The 13,930-nt window shown below is 64.8% G+C and carries 21 protein-coding genes; 18 read left to right on the forward strand and 3 right to left on the reverse strand.

What is annotated here, in order from left to right; translation table 11 throughout:
* Window positions 1-40: 40 nt before the first annotated feature.
* Genes motA through ACXJ1Z_RS10545 form a run of 13 tightly spaced genes read left to right on the forward strand, consistent with a single transcriptional unit; the run spans window position 41 to window position 9,471 of the window.
* A complete protein-coding gene (gene motA / locus ACXJ1Z_RS10485) occupies window positions 41-925 on the forward strand; it encodes a flagellar motor stator protein MotA (protein WP_463776516.1) in 885 nt (294 codons plus the stop codon).
* Window positions 918-1,223 (forward strand): STAS domain-containing protein, encoded by a 306-nt coding sequence (locus ACXJ1Z_RS10490; RefSeq protein WP_463776518.1) that lies wholly within the window; start codon window positions 918-920, stop codon window positions 1,221-1,223. The genes motA and ACXJ1Z_RS10490 overlap by 8 nt, the downstream gene beginning before the upstream one ends.
* Window positions 1,220-1,585, forward strand: coding sequence for a response regulator (locus ACXJ1Z_RS10495; protein ID WP_463776519.1), 366 nt, complete (start codon window positions 1,220-1,222; stop codon window positions 1,583-1,585). The genes ACXJ1Z_RS10490 and ACXJ1Z_RS10495 overlap by 4 nt, the downstream gene beginning before the upstream one ends.
* On the forward strand, window positions 1,582-3,837 hold the full coding sequence (locus tag ACXJ1Z_RS10500) for a chemotaxis protein CheA (RefSeq protein WP_463776521.1): 2,256 nt from the start codon (window positions 1,582-1,584) through the stop codon (window positions 3,835-3,837). Before ACXJ1Z_RS10495 ends, ACXJ1Z_RS10500 begins: the two co-directional genes overlap by 4 nt.
* A complete protein-coding gene (locus ACXJ1Z_RS10505; protein WP_463776522.1) occupies window positions 3,834-4,325 on the forward strand; it encodes a chemotaxis protein CheW in 492 nt (163 codons plus the stop codon). The genes ACXJ1Z_RS10500 and ACXJ1Z_RS10505 overlap by 4 nt, the downstream gene beginning before the upstream one ends.
* On the forward strand, window positions 4,322-5,194 hold the full coding sequence (locus ACXJ1Z_RS10510) for a CheR family methyltransferase (RefSeq protein WP_463776524.1): 873 nt from the start codon (window positions 4,322-4,324) through the stop codon (window positions 5,192-5,194). Before ACXJ1Z_RS10505 ends, ACXJ1Z_RS10510 begins: the two co-directional genes overlap by 4 nt.
* A complete protein-coding gene (locus ACXJ1Z_RS10515) occupies window positions 5,191-6,213 on the forward strand; it encodes a protein-glutamate methylesterase/protein-glutamine glutaminase (protein ID WP_463776525.1) in 1,023 nt (340 codons plus the stop codon). The genes ACXJ1Z_RS10510 and ACXJ1Z_RS10515 overlap by 4 nt, the downstream gene beginning before the upstream one ends.
* An 11-nt stretch (window positions 6,214-6,224) precedes the next feature.
* Window positions 6,225-6,614, forward strand: coding sequence for a response regulator (locus tag ACXJ1Z_RS10520; protein WP_463776527.1), 390 nt, complete (start codon window positions 6,225-6,227; stop codon window positions 6,612-6,614).
* Between the two features lie 9 nt (window positions 6,615-6,623).
* The gene (locus ACXJ1Z_RS10525) at window positions 6,624-7,145 is read left to right on the forward strand and encodes a chemotaxis protein CheD (RefSeq protein WP_463776528.1); all 522 of its coding nucleotides are present in this window, start codon (window positions 6,624-6,626) and stop codon (window positions 7,143-7,145) included.
* A 40-nt stretch (window positions 7,146-7,185) separates the two neighbouring features.
* Complete coding sequence (locus ACXJ1Z_RS10530; RefSeq protein ID WP_463776529.1) at window positions 7,186-7,470, forward strand: hypothetical protein; 285 nt, start codon at window positions 7,186-7,188, stop codon at window positions 7,468-7,470.
* A 1-nt stretch (window position 7,471) separates the two neighbouring features.
* Window positions 7,472-8,323, forward strand: coding sequence for a flagellar motor protein MotB (locus tag ACXJ1Z_RS10535; RefSeq protein ID WP_463776531.1), 852 nt, complete (start codon window positions 7,472-7,474; stop codon window positions 8,321-8,323).
* Between the two features lie 4 nt (window positions 8,324-8,327).
* Entirely contained in the window at window positions 8,328-8,753 is a 426-nt protein-coding gene (locus ACXJ1Z_RS10540; RefSeq protein WP_463776532.1) for a hypothetical protein, read from the forward strand.
* A gap of 22 nt (window positions 8,754-8,775) precedes the next feature.
* Window positions 8,776-9,471, forward strand: a complete 696-nt coding sequence (locus ACXJ1Z_RS10545) for a PilZ domain-containing protein (protein WP_463776533.1) — start codon at window positions 8,776-8,778, stop codon at window positions 9,469-9,471.
* Here ACXJ1Z_RS10545 and fliP read toward each other — a convergent pair.
* Genes fliP through ACXJ1Z_RS10560 form a run of 3 tightly spaced genes read right to left on the reverse strand, consistent with a single transcriptional unit; the run spans window position 9,461 to window position 10,913 of the window.
* Window positions 9,461-10,186: a flagellar type III secretion system pore protein FliP gene (gene fliP / locus ACXJ1Z_RS10550; RefSeq protein ID WP_463776534.1), complete on the reverse strand. Its 726-nt coding sequence runs from the start codon at window positions 10,184-10,186 to the stop codon at window positions 9,461-9,463. The two genes, ACXJ1Z_RS10545 and fliP, sit on opposite strands and share 11 nt — an antisense overlap.
* Window positions 10,179-10,682 (reverse strand): FliO/MopB family protein, encoded by a 504-nt coding sequence (locus ACXJ1Z_RS10555; RefSeq protein WP_463776536.1) that lies wholly within the window; start codon window positions 10,680-10,682, stop codon window positions 10,179-10,181. Before ACXJ1Z_RS10555 ends, fliP begins: the two co-directional genes overlap by 8 nt.
* 3 nt (window positions 10,683-10,685) lie before the next feature.
* Window positions 10,686-10,913 carry a FliM/FliN family flagellar motor switch protein gene (locus tag ACXJ1Z_RS10560; RefSeq protein ID WP_463776537.1) on the reverse strand — a complete coding sequence of 76 codons (228 nt, stop codon included), beginning with the start codon at window positions 10,911-10,913 and terminating at the stop codon, window positions 10,686-10,688.
* Window positions 10,914-11,028: 115 nt separating this feature from the next.
* Here ACXJ1Z_RS10560 and flgC point away from each other — a divergent pair, with 115 nt between their 5' ends.
* From flgC to flhB, 5 genes are read left to right on the forward strand one after another with little or no spacing between them, the layout of a single operon-like run.
* The gene (flgC, locus tag ACXJ1Z_RS10565) at window positions 11,029-11,466 is read left to right on the forward strand and encodes a flagellar basal body rod protein FlgC (protein WP_463776538.1); all 438 of its coding nucleotides are present in this window, start codon (window positions 11,029-11,031) and stop codon (window positions 11,464-11,466) included.
* A 31-nt stretch (window positions 11,467-11,497) separates the two neighbouring features.
* On the forward strand, window positions 11,498-11,821 hold the full coding sequence (fliE, locus tag ACXJ1Z_RS10570; protein ID WP_463776539.1) for a flagellar hook-basal body complex protein FliE: 324 nt from the start codon (window positions 11,498-11,500) through the stop codon (window positions 11,819-11,821).
* A gap of 4 nt (window positions 11,822-11,825) precedes the next feature.
* Window positions 11,826-12,089, forward strand: coding sequence for a flagellar biosynthesis protein FliQ (fliQ, locus tag ACXJ1Z_RS10575; RefSeq protein ID WP_463776541.1), 264 nt, complete (start codon window positions 11,826-11,828; stop codon window positions 12,087-12,089).
* Between the two features lie 5 nt (window positions 12,090-12,094).
* A complete protein-coding gene (gene fliR, locus ACXJ1Z_RS10580; protein ID WP_463776542.1) occupies window positions 12,095-12,847 on the forward strand; it encodes a flagellar biosynthetic protein FliR in 753 nt (250 codons plus the stop codon).
* A 4-nt stretch (window positions 12,848-12,851) separates the two neighbouring features.
* Window positions 12,852-13,922 carry a flagellar biosynthesis protein FlhB gene (flhB, locus tag ACXJ1Z_RS10585; protein WP_463776543.1) on the forward strand — a complete coding sequence of 357 codons (1,071 nt, stop codon included), beginning with the start codon at window positions 12,852-12,854 and terminating at the stop codon, window positions 13,920-13,922.
* The last annotated feature ends 8 nt before the right edge of the window (window positions 13,923-13,930 follow it).

Consider the following 13,930-nt stretch of genomic DNA (forward strand, 5'->3'; position numbering starts at 1 on the left):
CTATAACCTGAAGTATTCCCGATCGAGGGCTGGACAGGTAATGATCAACGGCATCGGCTTTCTTATAATTCTGGGTTGCGTATTCGGCAGCTTCGTCATGGCGGGCGGCAAGGTCGGCATTATTCTTGAGGCGCTGCCGCATGAAATGATGGCGATCGGCGGCGCGGCGGTCGGCGCGTTCATCGTCGGCAACTCCATGGCGATGGTGAAGAAGGTCGGCGCCGGCATCAAGCTCGCCTTCAAGGGCGGTCGGTGGCTTGAAAGCGACTATCGCGATCTGCTCACGCTGTTGTTCGGCCTGCTTTCGACCTTCAAGAAGGGCGGGGCCACGGTGATCGAGCCGCATCTCGACAAACCCGAACAAAGCTCGCTGTTTTCGCGCTACCCGCGACTGCTCGCCGATCATCATCTCATCGAGTTCATCTGCGATTACTTGCGGATGATGACCGTCAACTTCGAGGATCCGCATCAGCTCGAAGCGGCGATGGAAGCCGACATCGAAAAGCATCATCATGAGGAGCTGGCACCGCAGCACGCCCTGCAGACGATGGCCGATGGCCTCCCGGCGCTGGGCATCGTCGCCGCGGTTCTGGGTGTCATCAAGACCATGGGGTCGATCGATCAGCCTACGGAAGTTCTGGGCGCCATGATCGGCGGTGCACTGGTCGGAACCTTCCTCGGCGTTCTGCTCGCCTACTGTGTCGTCGCCCCGATCGCCTCGAAACTTCTGGGCATCGTCGAGGACGACGCCAAACCCTTCGCGATCGTGAAGACCGCGATCGTCGCCTACGCTCAGGGCGCTCCCATCCAGGTCGCGGTGGAGATTGCCCGGCGTATGACGCCGACCATTCACGCCCCTTCATTCCAACAACTCGAGACCGCTCTCGACGAGGCAAAAGATGAACTCTCCGCTATCCGTGGCTGAGCCGGCCGAAGACCGGTCGCTTTGCCTCCCCGTCAACGGCAACACCGTGAGTGCAGAGGACGTCAAGGTCCGTCTGGTACTCGCAGCCGACTTCGACGACCAGATCCGCATCGATGCGTCGCAAGTCGAAAGTGTCGGCCAGTGCGTGCTGCAATTGCTGCTCGCCGCGCGCATCGAGGCGGACGCCAAGTCTCTCGATTTTGAAATCATCAATCCCAGCGCCGCCTTTCAGGACCGCGTCGCAGGATGTGGCCTGGCAGAAGTGCTTGGTCTCGAAAACGGAAAGGACCGCTCGTGAGCAAGTTGATCCTAACGGTCGACGATTCGGCCAGCATGCGAATGCTGTTGAAGGCGTCGCTGACTGCGCAAGGCTTCACGATCGAGAGTGCCAATGACGGCGCTCACGGACTGGAGAGGATGCACGAGGTCAAGCCAGATCTCCTGATCACCGATATCAACATGCCCAAGATGGACGGCTTCGAGCTGATCGAGGCGGTGCGTTCGGTGCCCCATTTCCGGGGCGTGCCCATCCTGGTTCTCTCGACCGAGTTCTCGGATGACAAGAAAGCACGCGCCCGCTCGGCCGGCGCTACTGGCTGGATCACCAAGCCGTTCGATGCGAACAAGCTGGGAACGGCGATCCGCCGCGTCTGCCCGTGAGCGACGAACTCGACGAGATCCAGGCGATATTCTTCGAAGAGTGCGTCGAAGGACTTGTCGCTGCGGAATCCGGCCTGTCGGCGATGGCCGACGGTGACACCTCCGCCCAGACGATCGCGGGCGTGTTTCGTGCGGTCCACTCGATCAAGGGCGGATCGGGTGCGTTCGGCCATGCCGCCTTGCTGGCCTTCTCGCATCGTTTCGAAAACGTGCTGGACGAAGTGCGCGCCGGTCGCATCGCGGCCAGCCCGGGCGTCGTCAAGGTCATGCTGGCCGCGTTCGACATCCTCTCCGACCACGTCACCGCAGCCCAGGAGCAGTCGTCCCCTCCGGCGGATGACGCGATGCTGGTGAAGCTCGACGAGATCCTGACCACCAAGGGGGCTTGCGTCGATGGCGCGGCCGCTTCCGCCCCAAGCGCCGCGCCCGCCCCAAGCGCCGCGCCCGCCAGCGCCGCTCCTGCCGCCCCGGCAGAGGACGATTTCGGGTTCACGCCTGTCACCGCGATGGTCGAGGAATTCGATCCGTTCGGTTTCGAGCCAGTGGCGGTGGCGCTCGACGATCTGGACGGTTCCTCCGCGATCCCGGCCGACTGGCTGGTGCGTTTCGGGCCATCGCGCGGGGCGCTGGCGAACGGCGGCGAGCCCTTGCTGGTGGTCCGCGAGATCGAGCGGCTGGGCGGCACGGTCGTCGGCATCGACAGTTCCGCGTTGCCGTCCTTGCGCGAGGTCGATCCCGAGGAAAGCTACTTCGTCTGGTCCATCTCGGTGCCGGGTACGGTCGAGGAGGGCGAAATCAGCGAGTGCTTCGATTTCATCGCCCCGGACTCGCTTGTCGAGATCGCTCGGGTCGAGACGGCACCTGCACCCTCGCCGGTATCGACGGCCACCCCCGTGGCCGCGGATGTTTCCCTGGATGATTTCGACTTCCAGCCGATCACCGCAATCATCGAGGACGTCGCTCCGGTAGTCGCGCCGCCCGTGCTGACGCTTGTCGAAAGCAAGCCTGCCGACGTCGCCGCGCCGGCAGTGCCGAAGGGCGAGAAGCCGACCGAACAGGGCTCGCAGACCATCCGCGTCGACCTGCCCAAGCTCGATCAGTTGCTGAACCTGGTTGGCGAACTGGTGATCCGTGGTTCGATCCTGGCCGACCGGCTTTCGCCGGCGGATCAGGAGCGCGTGGAGTTGCCCCAGCTTTCGCGGCTGACGCGCCAGATCCAGGACAGCGTCATGTCGCTGCGCGCACAGCCGATCAAGCAGGCTTTCAGCCGCGTGCCGCGCATGCTGCGCGAGCTTTCGTCTGAAACGGGCAAGCAGGTGATCCTCGACGTCGAGGGCGAGACGACCGAAGTCGACAAGAGCGTGATCGAGAAGATCGGCGATCCGCTGACCCACATGATCCGCAACGCCGTCGACCATGGTATCGAGTTGCCGGCGGAGCGCATCGCCCTGGGCAAGCCTGCCGAAGGACGCCTGCGATTGTCGGCCGAGCAGAAGGGCGCGCGCATCCTGGTGCGTGTGCGTGACGACGGACGGGGTATAAACCGCGAGCGCGTACGCGCCAAGGCGGTCGAAAAGGGCATCATCCCGGCCGATGCCGTGCTGTCCGATGAAGAGATCGATCAGCTGATCTGCGCGCCGGGCTTCTCGACAGCCGAAACGATCTCGAACATCTCCGGGCGCGGCGTCGGCATGGACGTCGTTCGCTCCAACGTGGAAGCGCTGGGTGGCCGGGTGGAGATCCAGTCGGTGCCTGGCGAGGGCACGACCTTCACTATGATCCTGCCGCTGACGCTGGCGATCCTCGATGGGATGGTGGTCCGGCTGGCGAACCAGCGCTTCGTGCTGCCGCTGGCAAGCGTGGTCGAATCCGTCCGCCCCGAACCGGGCCAGGTGCAGACCGTCTCGCCGACCACCGAGGTGATGGAACTTCGCGGCAACTATCTGCCCGTAAAGCGCCTGACCGACTTCTTCGGCCTCAAGGACGGCGAGGCGCACAAGCCCGAGGAGTCCCTGGTCATCGTCGTCGAAAGCGACAGCACCGGCCTTGTCGGGCTGATGGTCGACACCATCGACGACCGCCGCGAGGTCGTGATCAAGAGCCTCGATCAGAATCTCCACCCGATCCGCGGACTTGGCGGCGCCACCATCCTGGGTGACGGCTCCATCGCGCTGATCCTCGACCTCGAGGCGATCGTCTCGTCGCCCGCACCTTCAGCCCCCAAGCACACCCTCAAAGGACTCGCAGCATGACCTCCACCAGCGACGGCGCGGAGCGGAAGATCGTCACCTTCTCGCTCGGAGAAAAGACCTTCGGCATCGATATGCGCGCGCTTATCGAGATCCGCGAGTGGGAAGAACCGACGCCGTTGCCGCGTGTCCCCTCGTACATCAAGGGCGTGGCGAACCTGCGCGGGACCGTGATCCCGATCGTCGATCTGGCGGAGCGGCTCGGCTGGGCGCCTAGCGTTCCCCATGCCCGCTCTTGCATTCTGGTGGTCAGCGTCGGTGGCAAGCAGGCCGGTTTCCTCGTGGATGAAGTGGCCGATATCGTTCCCATCAACGACAGCGAGATCAAACCCGCGCCCGAAATCGACATCGACGACAGCAACGTCATCGCCGGTCTGGTGCAGGTCGCCGCGCGTGCGCAGGAGAACCAGGGCGAGCAAGTCGCGACGATGGTGCTGCTGCTCGACCAGGAAGCCCTGAGCGTCACCCGGCACATGGAGCTCGCCGCGTGAGCAACCTCTCCACTCTTGTGCAACCTCCGGTCGTACCCGGCGAGGCCCAGCTCGGTGCTGCCGAGTTCGCCGGCATCGTCGCGATCATGCAGCGAGAGGCGCGTATCCACTTGACCGATGCGAAGCGGACCCTTGTCCATTCGCGTCTCAGCAGGCGGCTGCGCGAGAACAACCTGGCGACGTTTCGCGAATACCTGGCGCTGGTCGACCGGGATGCGGTGGAGCGCAAGGCGATGGTCATCGCGCTCACCACCAACCACACGCACTTCTTCCGCGAATCGCATCATTTCGATCACCTGCGCAGCGTGCTGATGCCGCAGCTCAAGGAACGGGCGAAGGCGCAGCCGCTGCGGATCTGGTCGGCCGCCTGCTCGTCCGGCGAAGAGGTCTATACGATCGCGATGTGCCTGCTCGGGCGCGACCGCACCGCCGCGACCTGGCTCAAAAACGCGGATGTCAGGCTGTTGGCGACCGACATCTCGACGCCCGTGGTCGAGGCGGCGCTTCGCGGGGTCTATGGCGAATCGGCGCGCGAATCCATCCCTGAGCCCTATCGCTCCACCTGGCTGCGTCCGCATGCCACCGGGTTCCAGATGGCGGAAGAGGCGAGGGCGCTGGTGACGGCGCGCACGCTCAATCTGTTCGAACCGTGGCCGATGCGCCAGCTCTACGATGCCATCTTCTGCCGCAACGCGATGATCTACTTCGACGATGCGGCCAAGGCGGAACTGGAAGAGAAGCTGGTCGAACGATTGGCGCCCGGCGGTTTTCTTTACATCGGTCATTCGGAGCGCCTGATCGCTCCGGGCAAGCTGGGCATGAAGCCTGTTGGCCAGACCATTTACCAGAAGAGTGGAGGAACCCGATGACGAACCCTGTGCGGGTCGTAGTCGTCGATGACAGCGCGAGCATGCGCATGGCCCTTAACCGGATTCTCGCGGCCGATCCCGAGATCGAGGTCGTCGGCCTCGCGCCCGAGCCGCACGCGGCGAGGGTGATGATCAAGGAGCTCAATCCCGACGTCGTGACCCTTGACGTGGAAATGCCGGGCATGGATGGCCTGTCGTTCCTCGAAAAGATCATGCGGCTGCGGCCGATGCCCGTCGTCATGTGCTCGACGCTGACCACGCGTGGCACCGAAGTCACGATCGAGGCGCTGCGCCTGGGTGCTGTCGATTGCATCGCCAAGCCCAGCGGCAATGCGATCGAACTGGCACGAAACGCCGATCATCTGCGCGCCACCGTGAAGGCGGCGGCCCGCAGTCAGGTGCGCCAGAGCGGAGCGCTGGCACCGGCGCGGGCGGCGGCTCCCGGATCGTCGTTTCGCGACGTCGTGATCGCGATCGGCGCCTCAACCGGCGGCGTGGAAGCCTTGTTCTCGCTGATCGCGGGGCTTCCGGCGGACTGCCCGCCCGTCCTGATCGTTCAACATATGCCCGCAGGCTTCACGGCTGGTTTCGCGGCACGCCTGAACTCCGTTTGCGCGGTGACGGTGGTGGAAGCGGTCGATGGCACGCCGATCGAGCGTGGAACCGTCTATATCGCACCAGGGGGAGAGCGGCACATGACGCTCAGCCCCGGTCAGCCGAGGATCCGATTGCGCGCCGCCGACCCGATGAGCGGACACCGCCCCTCGGTCGATATGCTGTTCAAATCGGTCGCTCGTCTGGGTTCGGGCGCCGTCGGTGTCATCCTGACGGGCATGGGTGCCGACGGTGCCGAAGGTCTGCTGGCGATGCGCGGATCCGGTGCGCGCACGCTGGGCCAGAACCAGGAGACCTGCGTGGTCTATGGCATGCCCCGAGCCGCTTTCCAGATGGAGGCGGTCGAGCATCAATTCAGTCTGTCTGCAATGCCCGAGGCGATCCTCGCGGCATGCCGTACTTGAGGTAGGAAGCAATGCCAGCAGCAGCTGCAATCAAGGTCATGGTGGTCGACGATCAGGCCAGCATGCGCGCCATGATCCGGCGCGCGCTTCAGGACTTCGGCTTCGCCGACGTGCGCGACAAGGGCTGCGCACAAGAGGCGTTGTCCGCCGTGCGTTCCGATCGCGTCCACCTGATCATTTCGGATTTCAACATGCCGGACATGGACGGCCTGCAATTCCTGGAGGAAGTGCGCAAGGATACCGTGATCGGCAAGACGGTCTTCATCATGCTGACCGGCTCGTCCGATCGCGAGATCGTGCAAAAGGCCGCCGCGCTGGGCGTCAACAACTACCTGGTGAAGCCCTTCGCCCCCGTCGCGCTCAAGGAGAAGATCGAGCGCGTCTTCGGCGAATTGACCTGAGCGCGGGTGATGGAGCGGATCTCGATAGTTCAGGGTGAGCATGCCGTCGTCGCACGGCCCGGCGTCACCATCTCGACAGTGCTGGGCTCATGCGTCGCCGTGTGCCTGCAGGACAGCGTCGCCAAGGTGGGAGGCATGAACCACTTCCTGCTGGGCGAGCCCGATCATCGCGTCGCACAGCATAACCTGCTGAACTACGGCATCCACGCGATGGAGCTTCTCATCAACGAGATGATGAAGCTTGGCGGGGCCCGCAACCGGCTGCGCGCGCACTTGTATGGTGGCGCCAACATGATCGCCGGCCTTGGCGGGATCGGATCCAGCAATGCCGACTTCGCCCGCCGCTTCGTGCAGGCGGAAGGCATCGCCATCGCGCATGTCGATCTGGGCGGCAATTCCGCCCGCCGCGTCGAGTTCCAGCCTTTCGAGGGACGCTCTCGCTGCAATCGGGTCGCGAACGCTCCCGATGTCGTCGCCGCTGCCCCTGTCCGCCGCCCGCTGGAAAGCGTCGGCGAACTGGAGCTGTTCTGACCACCGCCATTCTTGCCTGTATCGGACACCTCGGATGCCCATGATCGACGACCTAGCCATAACTCTTTGCACTGCGGTCGCGCAGGAGATCCGCGACATCCGCGCGCTCATCGAGTCACTCGCCGACGTCCTGGCATGCGACGAGTATCTCGCCTGCACGTACACCGAGCAGCTGCAGACCTTCGACCTGCTGGTCCAGCGATCGCAGGAGGCCGCCGAGCTGCTGGATTGCGTCGCCAATGGCACGGGGACGATGGAAGCCGTCGGCCGGGTGCGATTGAGCCTGGTTCAGGACCGCCTGCGAACCGCCTTGGGAACCGCCTGACGTGGCCTCCGATTCCGGCGCGAACGAGCGCCCGATCATTATCAAGCGTGTCAAGAAAATGGCCCCGGCGCACCATGGCGGAGCCTGGAAGGTCGCCTATGCCGACTTTGTGACGGCGATGATGGCGTTCTTCATGCTGCTCTGGCTGATCGCGAACCCGGACAAGGAGCGCCTGCGCGGGCTGGCCGAATACTTCACGCCATCGCCTCCCGGAACGTCGTCGATGTCGGGGATGTCGCCGGGCGACACCAAGGGTCAGGGCGGGCGTACCCGCAAGGCGCAGGCGGACAACACCACCTCGTTCGGGCAGCCGTCCATGGAATCCGCCACGGTCGGAACCGCGCGTGGCGGCACCGCCAATATCCCCGATCCGTCGATGCGCGTACTGGCCGAGGAACTACGCGTGGCGCTCGATGCCGAATCCAGCGACACGCAGCAGGACGTGGAGGTGCAGCCAAGCCGCGAAGGCGTGCGCGTCAGCCTGATGGATACCGATCATCAATCGATGTTTCGCAGCGGCACCGCCGAACTCAACGGCTATGGCCAGACCCTGCTCGCCAAGGTCGCGGCGCGGATCGCGCCGGCCGGTTTCCAGATCGCCATCGAAGGACACACCGACGCGGCCGGTCAGCCGGACGAGAATTGGCGATTGTCCGGCGATCGCGCTCAGGCGGCGCGCATGGCGCTGGTCGCCGGCGGCGTTCCGCAGGATCGTTTCACCGAAGTCGTGGCGATGGGCGCTTCCCGCCCGGTCTATCCCGATCAACCCGATCGGCCCGAGAACCGTCGCATCACCGTGGTCGTGCTGGCCGACCCGGCGTCGCTGCCGTCCGACGTAAGCTTCAAGTTCTGATGTCATGAAAAAAGTCCTGTCCATTATTGCCGTCGTCATCCTGGGGCTCGCAGCCGGCGGCGGGGCGGCTTACGCGACGGCCGCGTTGCTGGGTAAGCCCCACCCTCGCGAGGCGACCGAGAACGCGTTCGTGCCGACCGGCGCCGTGCTTGCGCCGCTGGTGCTGCCGGACGGCCGGCTTTCCGGCTACGTGTCGTTCCAGATCCAGCTGGAGGTGCCCGCCGACGAGGTGGAGTTCGTCACCGCCCGGATGCCGCTGCTGCTGCATGCAATCAATCTCAGAACCTATCGCAGCCCCTTGGCAAGCGGCAGGGACGGGATGCTTCCCGATGTCGAGCAGTTCCGCAAAGTCGTCATGGCGGCCGCCCCGGAAGCGTTCGGCGAGAACATCGTGCGCCACGCGGCGATCACCCAGGCCGATCCCGCATGACCCAACCCGAGGGCATACCATCATGACCGCGCTACCCAGGCCGCAAGAGCGCTCCGTCGATTCAGGGGGCAGGGACAGTTCGACCTTCAAGGACCGCGCCCCGCGCAAGATGACTTTGCTGATCACGGGCAAGCTGATCCAGCAGGAGCGTGAGAGCCTGTGCCGGGTCCGCAACATCTCTGCGACCGGCATGATGATCGAGACGCGCGCGCTGATCGTGGTGAACCAGATGGTGCGGGTGGCCATGCGCTTTGGTGGCGAGATCGCGGCCAGGGTCGCCTGGACGCGCGATGGGCTGGCCGGGCTGGCCTTTCAGACGCCGATCGATGTGGAGGCTACGCTTGCCCCGCAACCGGCGCAAGGTCGTCTGTCGCGCGTGCGCGCACCACGCGGCCCTCGGCTGGCGGCACATCGTACCATCGAGATCGTCGCACGCGGGGTGCCCCATCAGGTGCGATTGCTCGACATCTCGCAGGGCGGTGCGTGCCTTCAACTGCCGTTTCGCCCGACGCCGGACGAGCGGCTGATCATGCTCGTTCCGGGACTGCCGCCAAAGAGCGGCGCAGTGCGCTGGCTCAAGGACGCGGTGGCGGGGCTGGGGTTCTACGAGCCGCTGCCGTTCGACCTGCTGGCCGAGTGGGCCGAGGACCAGGGGGGACAGGCGGGGCCGGGCGACGAAGCACGGTGGCCCCTTGCGGCGGCGGGGTTCAGCCGGTGAAGCTGCGCACCAGCGAACCGGAAACGAGCGACCACCCGTCGACCAGCACGAAGAAGATGATCTTCATCGGCAACGATATCGTCGGCGGCGGCAGCATCATCATGCCCATCGCCATCAGCACCGCGGACACCGCAAGATCGATGACCAGGAACGGCAACAGCAGCAGAAAGCCGATCTCGAACGCGCGGCGCAGTTCCGAAATCATGAAGGCGGGCACCAGCGTGGGTAGGGGGGTCTGCATGCGGGGCACCGGGGGCTTTTTCGAAAGTTCGGTAAACAGCCGCAGGTCATCGTCGCGCACCTGCTTCAGCATGAAGACCCGGAACGGCTCGGCGGTGCGATCGAAAGCCTGCTGCTCGGTCAGACGGCCTTCGGTGTACGGATTGATGCCCTGGGTCCAGGCTTGCTCGAACGTCGGCGCCATGACGAAGAACGACAGGAACAACGCGAGGCTGATCATCACCGGGTTTGGCGGCACGCCCGGAGCGCCGATGCCGGTGCGCAGCAGCGACAGCGCGACCACGATCCGGGTGAAGCACGTCACCGTCATCAGGATACCGGGGGCAAGGCTCAGCACCGTGAGCATGAGCACCAGCTGCACGGCCCGGCCCGTCAGCGAAGGATCGCCAAGGTTCACCGTGGCGGCCTGCGCGAACGCGGTGGTCGGTACGGCCAGTGCGGCTATGACGGCGCCGATGCGAAAAAGTTTAACCACGAAGGCCTCCGACCGCGCGCGCGGTTACGTGCTGGAAGGCGGGTTGCATCCGCGCCTTGGCCTGCTCGAACATGGGTTGGGCGAACTCGAGATGATCCCTGACCCCGGTGCGCGCCTTGTCGACCATGGCCACGAAGGATTCGCGTAGCGCTTCGGCTTGTTCCTTCGACGCTTCGGATGCCTGGCGCTGTGCTTCGAGGCGCTCGAGCTCGGCCCCATGGTCGATCTCGTCGCGCACGATCGCCGCTTCGATCACGACATTGCCTTCGGGGGCGAGCAGGATCAGGTGTTCGCGCCCGTCGCGCCGGATCAGCGCGACGCTGCGGCGACTGTCGAGCGCGGTACGCTCGATCAGGTCGAGCCGGCGCAGGCCGCCGGTGGCGACGCGGCCCGGCAGGCGAATGCCGAAGCGGCGCACGATCCACAAGGCACCGGCCAGGATGCCCAGCACCGTGGCGAGCGCGCCCAGCATGCGCATCAGCGAATAGGTGTCCATCGCCTAGCGTCCCCGCCGCATGACTTCGGTGATCTCGATCGACATGCGATCGCCCGAAACGTGGATCTTCCCGCTCGCGATCAGCTTGTCGTTGACGTAGATCTCGGTCGGGTCGTCATAGCCGCAGTCCAGCGGGATCAGCGCGCCTCGGCCCATTCTCAGGATCTGGCGGATCGGCAGCTGGGTCGAACCCAGCACCACCGACATCTGGACAGGAACATCTTCAAGCACGAACGCATCTCCTTACGAGGAGACTTATAGGAGTAAATTTCCGGCCGATCGGACCAACTAGGCAAATTCTGCCTACAAGAGAGTGGAGGCAACGATCGCCGAGCCGGAGATGAAGATGGACCCCAGTAGCTCAGTTGAGATTTCGGCGTCGGGCCTGCGCGCTCAGTCGCTGCGCATGCGCGTGATCGCCGAAAATCTCGCGAACGAGCAATCCGTCGCCAGTACGCCGGGGGGCAATCCCTATCGTCGACGCGTGGTGACATTCGAGCCCGTTCTGGACGGCGGGTCCGGCGCCGCTGCTGCTGGCGATGGTTCCGCCGGCGGCACCGGCGTGCGCGTGCGCGGGATCACCACCGACAGTTCGGCGTTCCAGCGCGTCTATCAGCCCGGGCACCCCGCTGCCGACGCCAAGGGCTATGTTTCGATGCCCAACGTTAACAATCTGATCGAAACGGCCGACATGCACGCCGCGCAGCGTTCGTACGAAGCGAACATCAACGCCATCCAGGCAGCGCGAGCGATGACGATGCGGACGATCGACCTGCTCAAGTAAGCACTCGCTTTCAACATCTAAGGAATACGATATGACCATCGGCGCACTCGATGCAGCCGCGGCCTATGGCCGCGTCCTGGGCACAGGCAGTTCGACCAAGATCGCCACTCCGCCGTCGCTTGGCGGGGCCGGGGGCGCCGGCTCGTTCGGTAGCATGATCGAAGACATGGTCAGCGACGCCACACACACGATGCGCACCGCCGAACAGGCCAGTGCGAAGCAGGTTGCCGGCAAGGGCGACCTGATCGATGTCGTCACCGCTATCGGTGCGGCCGAGACGGCGCTCGATACCGTCGTCGCCGTGCGAGACCGGGTGGTCAACGCCTATGGCGAAATCATGCGCATGCAGATCTAGTCCGATGGATCCCGCCGATACGCTGGCGCTGGCCAAGTCCGCGCTGATGCTGGTGCTGACCATCGCGGGGCCGATGCTGATCGCGTCCCTGATCGTCGGTGTGGTGATCGGGCTGTTTCAGGCGCTCACCCAGATCCAGGAAATGACGCTGACGTTCGTTCCCAAGATGCTGGTGCTAGGCGTCGTGATGCTGGTGACGCTGCCGATGACCGGCCGCGCCTTGTCCGATTTCATGGCCGAAATCGCCGCGCACGTCGTCGGCGGCTGAACACGATGTCGGATCTGCCGCTTCAAGCCAGCGCATTCCTTATCCTGTTTGCGCGCGTCGGGGCGATGCTGATGCTGCTGCCGATGTTTTCGGACGAAGCGGTGCCGGGCCGGATCAGGCTGCTCATCGCCTTCGCCCTCAGCGTCGGCCTATGGGGCATGCTGTCCGCGACCGTGCTGCCCGCCGCCGAGGATCAGAACGCACTGACCGGCATTCTGCTGATCGAGCTGGCTGTGGGTCTGGCCTTGGGGACGATCGTGCGCCTGATGTTTCACGCGGTGGGCATGGCCGCCTCGATCGCGAGTACGCAGATCGGCCTTTCTTCCGCGCTGGTGTTCGACCCGGCGCTTGGCGGACAGACGCCGGTGTTGACCAAGCTGGTGGTGCTGGCGGCCACGCTGGTCTGCTTCTCGCTTGGCCTCCATCATCTGTGGATCGGCGCGCTTATGCGGTCGTATGTGCTGTTTCCCGTCGGTGTCGTGCCAAACCTCGGCGATTTCGCCGCACTGGCGATCGCCACGATCGGCAAGTCGACCAGCCTTGCGGTCAGCCTGGCGGCGCCGCTGTTGGTCTATGGTATCGTCTTCAACGTCGCGCTTGGCCTGTCGGCGCGGCTCGCGCCCACGATCCAGGTCTTCTTCATCGCCCAGCCCCTGAACATCCTGCTGGGTCTGGCGCTGTTCGGAATCATCCTTGGCACCATGATCAACACTTTCGCCACCGCCATGGGCGAGTGGGTCCAGAGCGGCTGGGTCTGAACCGATGTCAGAAGGACCGGACAAGGATCAGAAGACCCAGGAGCCGACACAGAAGAAGCTCGACGATGCGCGCAAGCAGGGTGACGTCATGGTCGCCCAGGAAGTGCGCCATGCGGTGATGTTCGCCGGCATCATCTTCGTTTGCGGCAGTCTTGGCGTCAGTACGTTCGGCACGTTGGCGCATACGTTCGTGAGGCTGTGGGGGGGCGCCGACGATATCCGGCTCGAAGCCGATGGCGCGCAGGCTTTCGCCACCGGCTTGTTCGCGGATCTCGGCAGCACACTCGGTCCGATGCTGGGGGCATTGCTTGCCTTCGCGCTGCTGATCCTGTTCACCCAGGGGCGGCCGACGCTCGCTTGGACGCGGCTTAAGCCGCAATGGTCCAAGCTCTCGCCTGCGGCCGGCCTCGGTCGGATGTTCGGCATGCGGGGCCTGATCGAATTCGCCAAGACGCTGGCGAAGTTCATCCTCGTGGCCACCGTCACCATCGTCGTGATCTGGCCGCACGCGGTCGCGCTGGACGAACTGATCGGCATGGAGCCCGGCGACGTTGCCCGCGCCGCCGGCGCGCTGGTGATGGCAATGCTGAAAGCGGTGGCGCTGCTGGTCGGCGCGCTGGCGCTGTTCGATTGGGTCTATCAGCGCCGCACGTATATGTCGCGCATGCGCATGTCGCTTCAGGAGGTGAAGGACGAGCACAAGGATTCCGACGGCGATCCCCATGTGAAAGCGCGCATCCGTGCCATCGGCATGGAGCGGTCGCGGCGGCGGATGATGTCTTCGGTCCCGACCGCGAGCGTGATCATCACCAATCCCACCCACTACGCGATCGCGCTGAAATACGATCACGGCAAGATGGCCGCGCCGGTCGTCGTCGCCAAGGGCGTCGACGCGGTCGCGATGAGGATCCGCGAGCTGGCGACCGAAGCGAAGGTGCCGATCGTCGAAAGCCCGCCACTTGCGCGCGCGCTGTTCGCCTCGGCCGAGATCGACCGCCCCATTCCGACCGAGCACTACAAGGCGGTGGCGGAGATCATCGGGTACGTGATGCGTCTCGCCAAGGGCCGCGGCTGAGGCTGCGG

The organism is Novosphingobium sp. TK46 (assembly GCF_055361525.1).

Coding starts and splice junctions, on each gene's coding strand:
- motA (WP_463776516.1), top strand. CDS start 41: ATGATCAACGGCATCGGCTTTCTTATAATTCTGGGTTGCGTATTCGGC.
- ACXJ1Z_RS10505 (WP_463776522.1), top strand. CDS start 3,834: ATGACCTCCACCAGCGACGGCGCGGAGCGGAAGATCGTCACCTTCTCG.
- ACXJ1Z_RS10515 (WP_463776525.1), top strand. CDS start 5,191: ATGACGAACCCTGTGCGGGTCGTAGTCGTCGATGACAGCGCGAGCATG.
- ACXJ1Z_RS10520 (WP_463776527.1), top strand. CDS start 6,225: ATGCCAGCAGCAGCTGCAATCAAGGTCATGGTGGTCGACGATCAGGCC.
- ACXJ1Z_RS10525 (WP_463776528.1), top strand. CDS start 6,624: ATGGAGCGGATCTCGATAGTTCAGGGTGAGCATGCCGTCGTCGCACGG.
- ACXJ1Z_RS10530 (WP_463776529.1), top strand. CDS start 7,186: ATGATCGACGACCTAGCCATAACTCTTTGCACTGCGGTCGCGCAGGAG.
- ACXJ1Z_RS10540 (WP_463776532.1), top strand. CDS start 8,328: ATGAAAAAAGTCCTGTCCATTATTGCCGTCGTCATCCTGGGGCTCGCA.
- ACXJ1Z_RS10545 (WP_463776533.1), top strand. CDS start 8,776: ATGACCGCGCTACCCAGGCCGCAAGAGCGCTCCGTCGATTCAGGGGGC.
- ACXJ1Z_RS10555 (WP_463776536.1), bottom strand. CDS start 10,682: ATGGACACCTATTCGCTGATGCGCATGCTGGGCGCGCTCGCCACGGTG.
- flgC (WP_463776538.1), top strand. CDS start 11,029: ATGGACCCCAGTAGCTCAGTTGAGATTTCGGCGTCGGGCCTGCGCGCT.
- fliE (WP_463776539.1), top strand. CDS start 11,498: ATGACCATCGGCGCACTCGATGCAGCCGCGGCCTATGGCCGCGTCCTG.
- fliQ (WP_463776541.1), top strand. CDS start 11,826: ATGGATCCCGCCGATACGCTGGCGCTGGCCAAGTCCGCGCTGATGCTG.
- fliR (WP_463776542.1), top strand. CDS start 12,095: ATGTCGGATCTGCCGCTTCAAGCCAGCGCATTCCTTATCCTGTTTGCG.
- flhB (WP_463776543.1), top strand. CDS start 12,852: ATGTCAGAAGGACCGGACAAGGATCAGAAGACCCAGGAGCCGACACAG.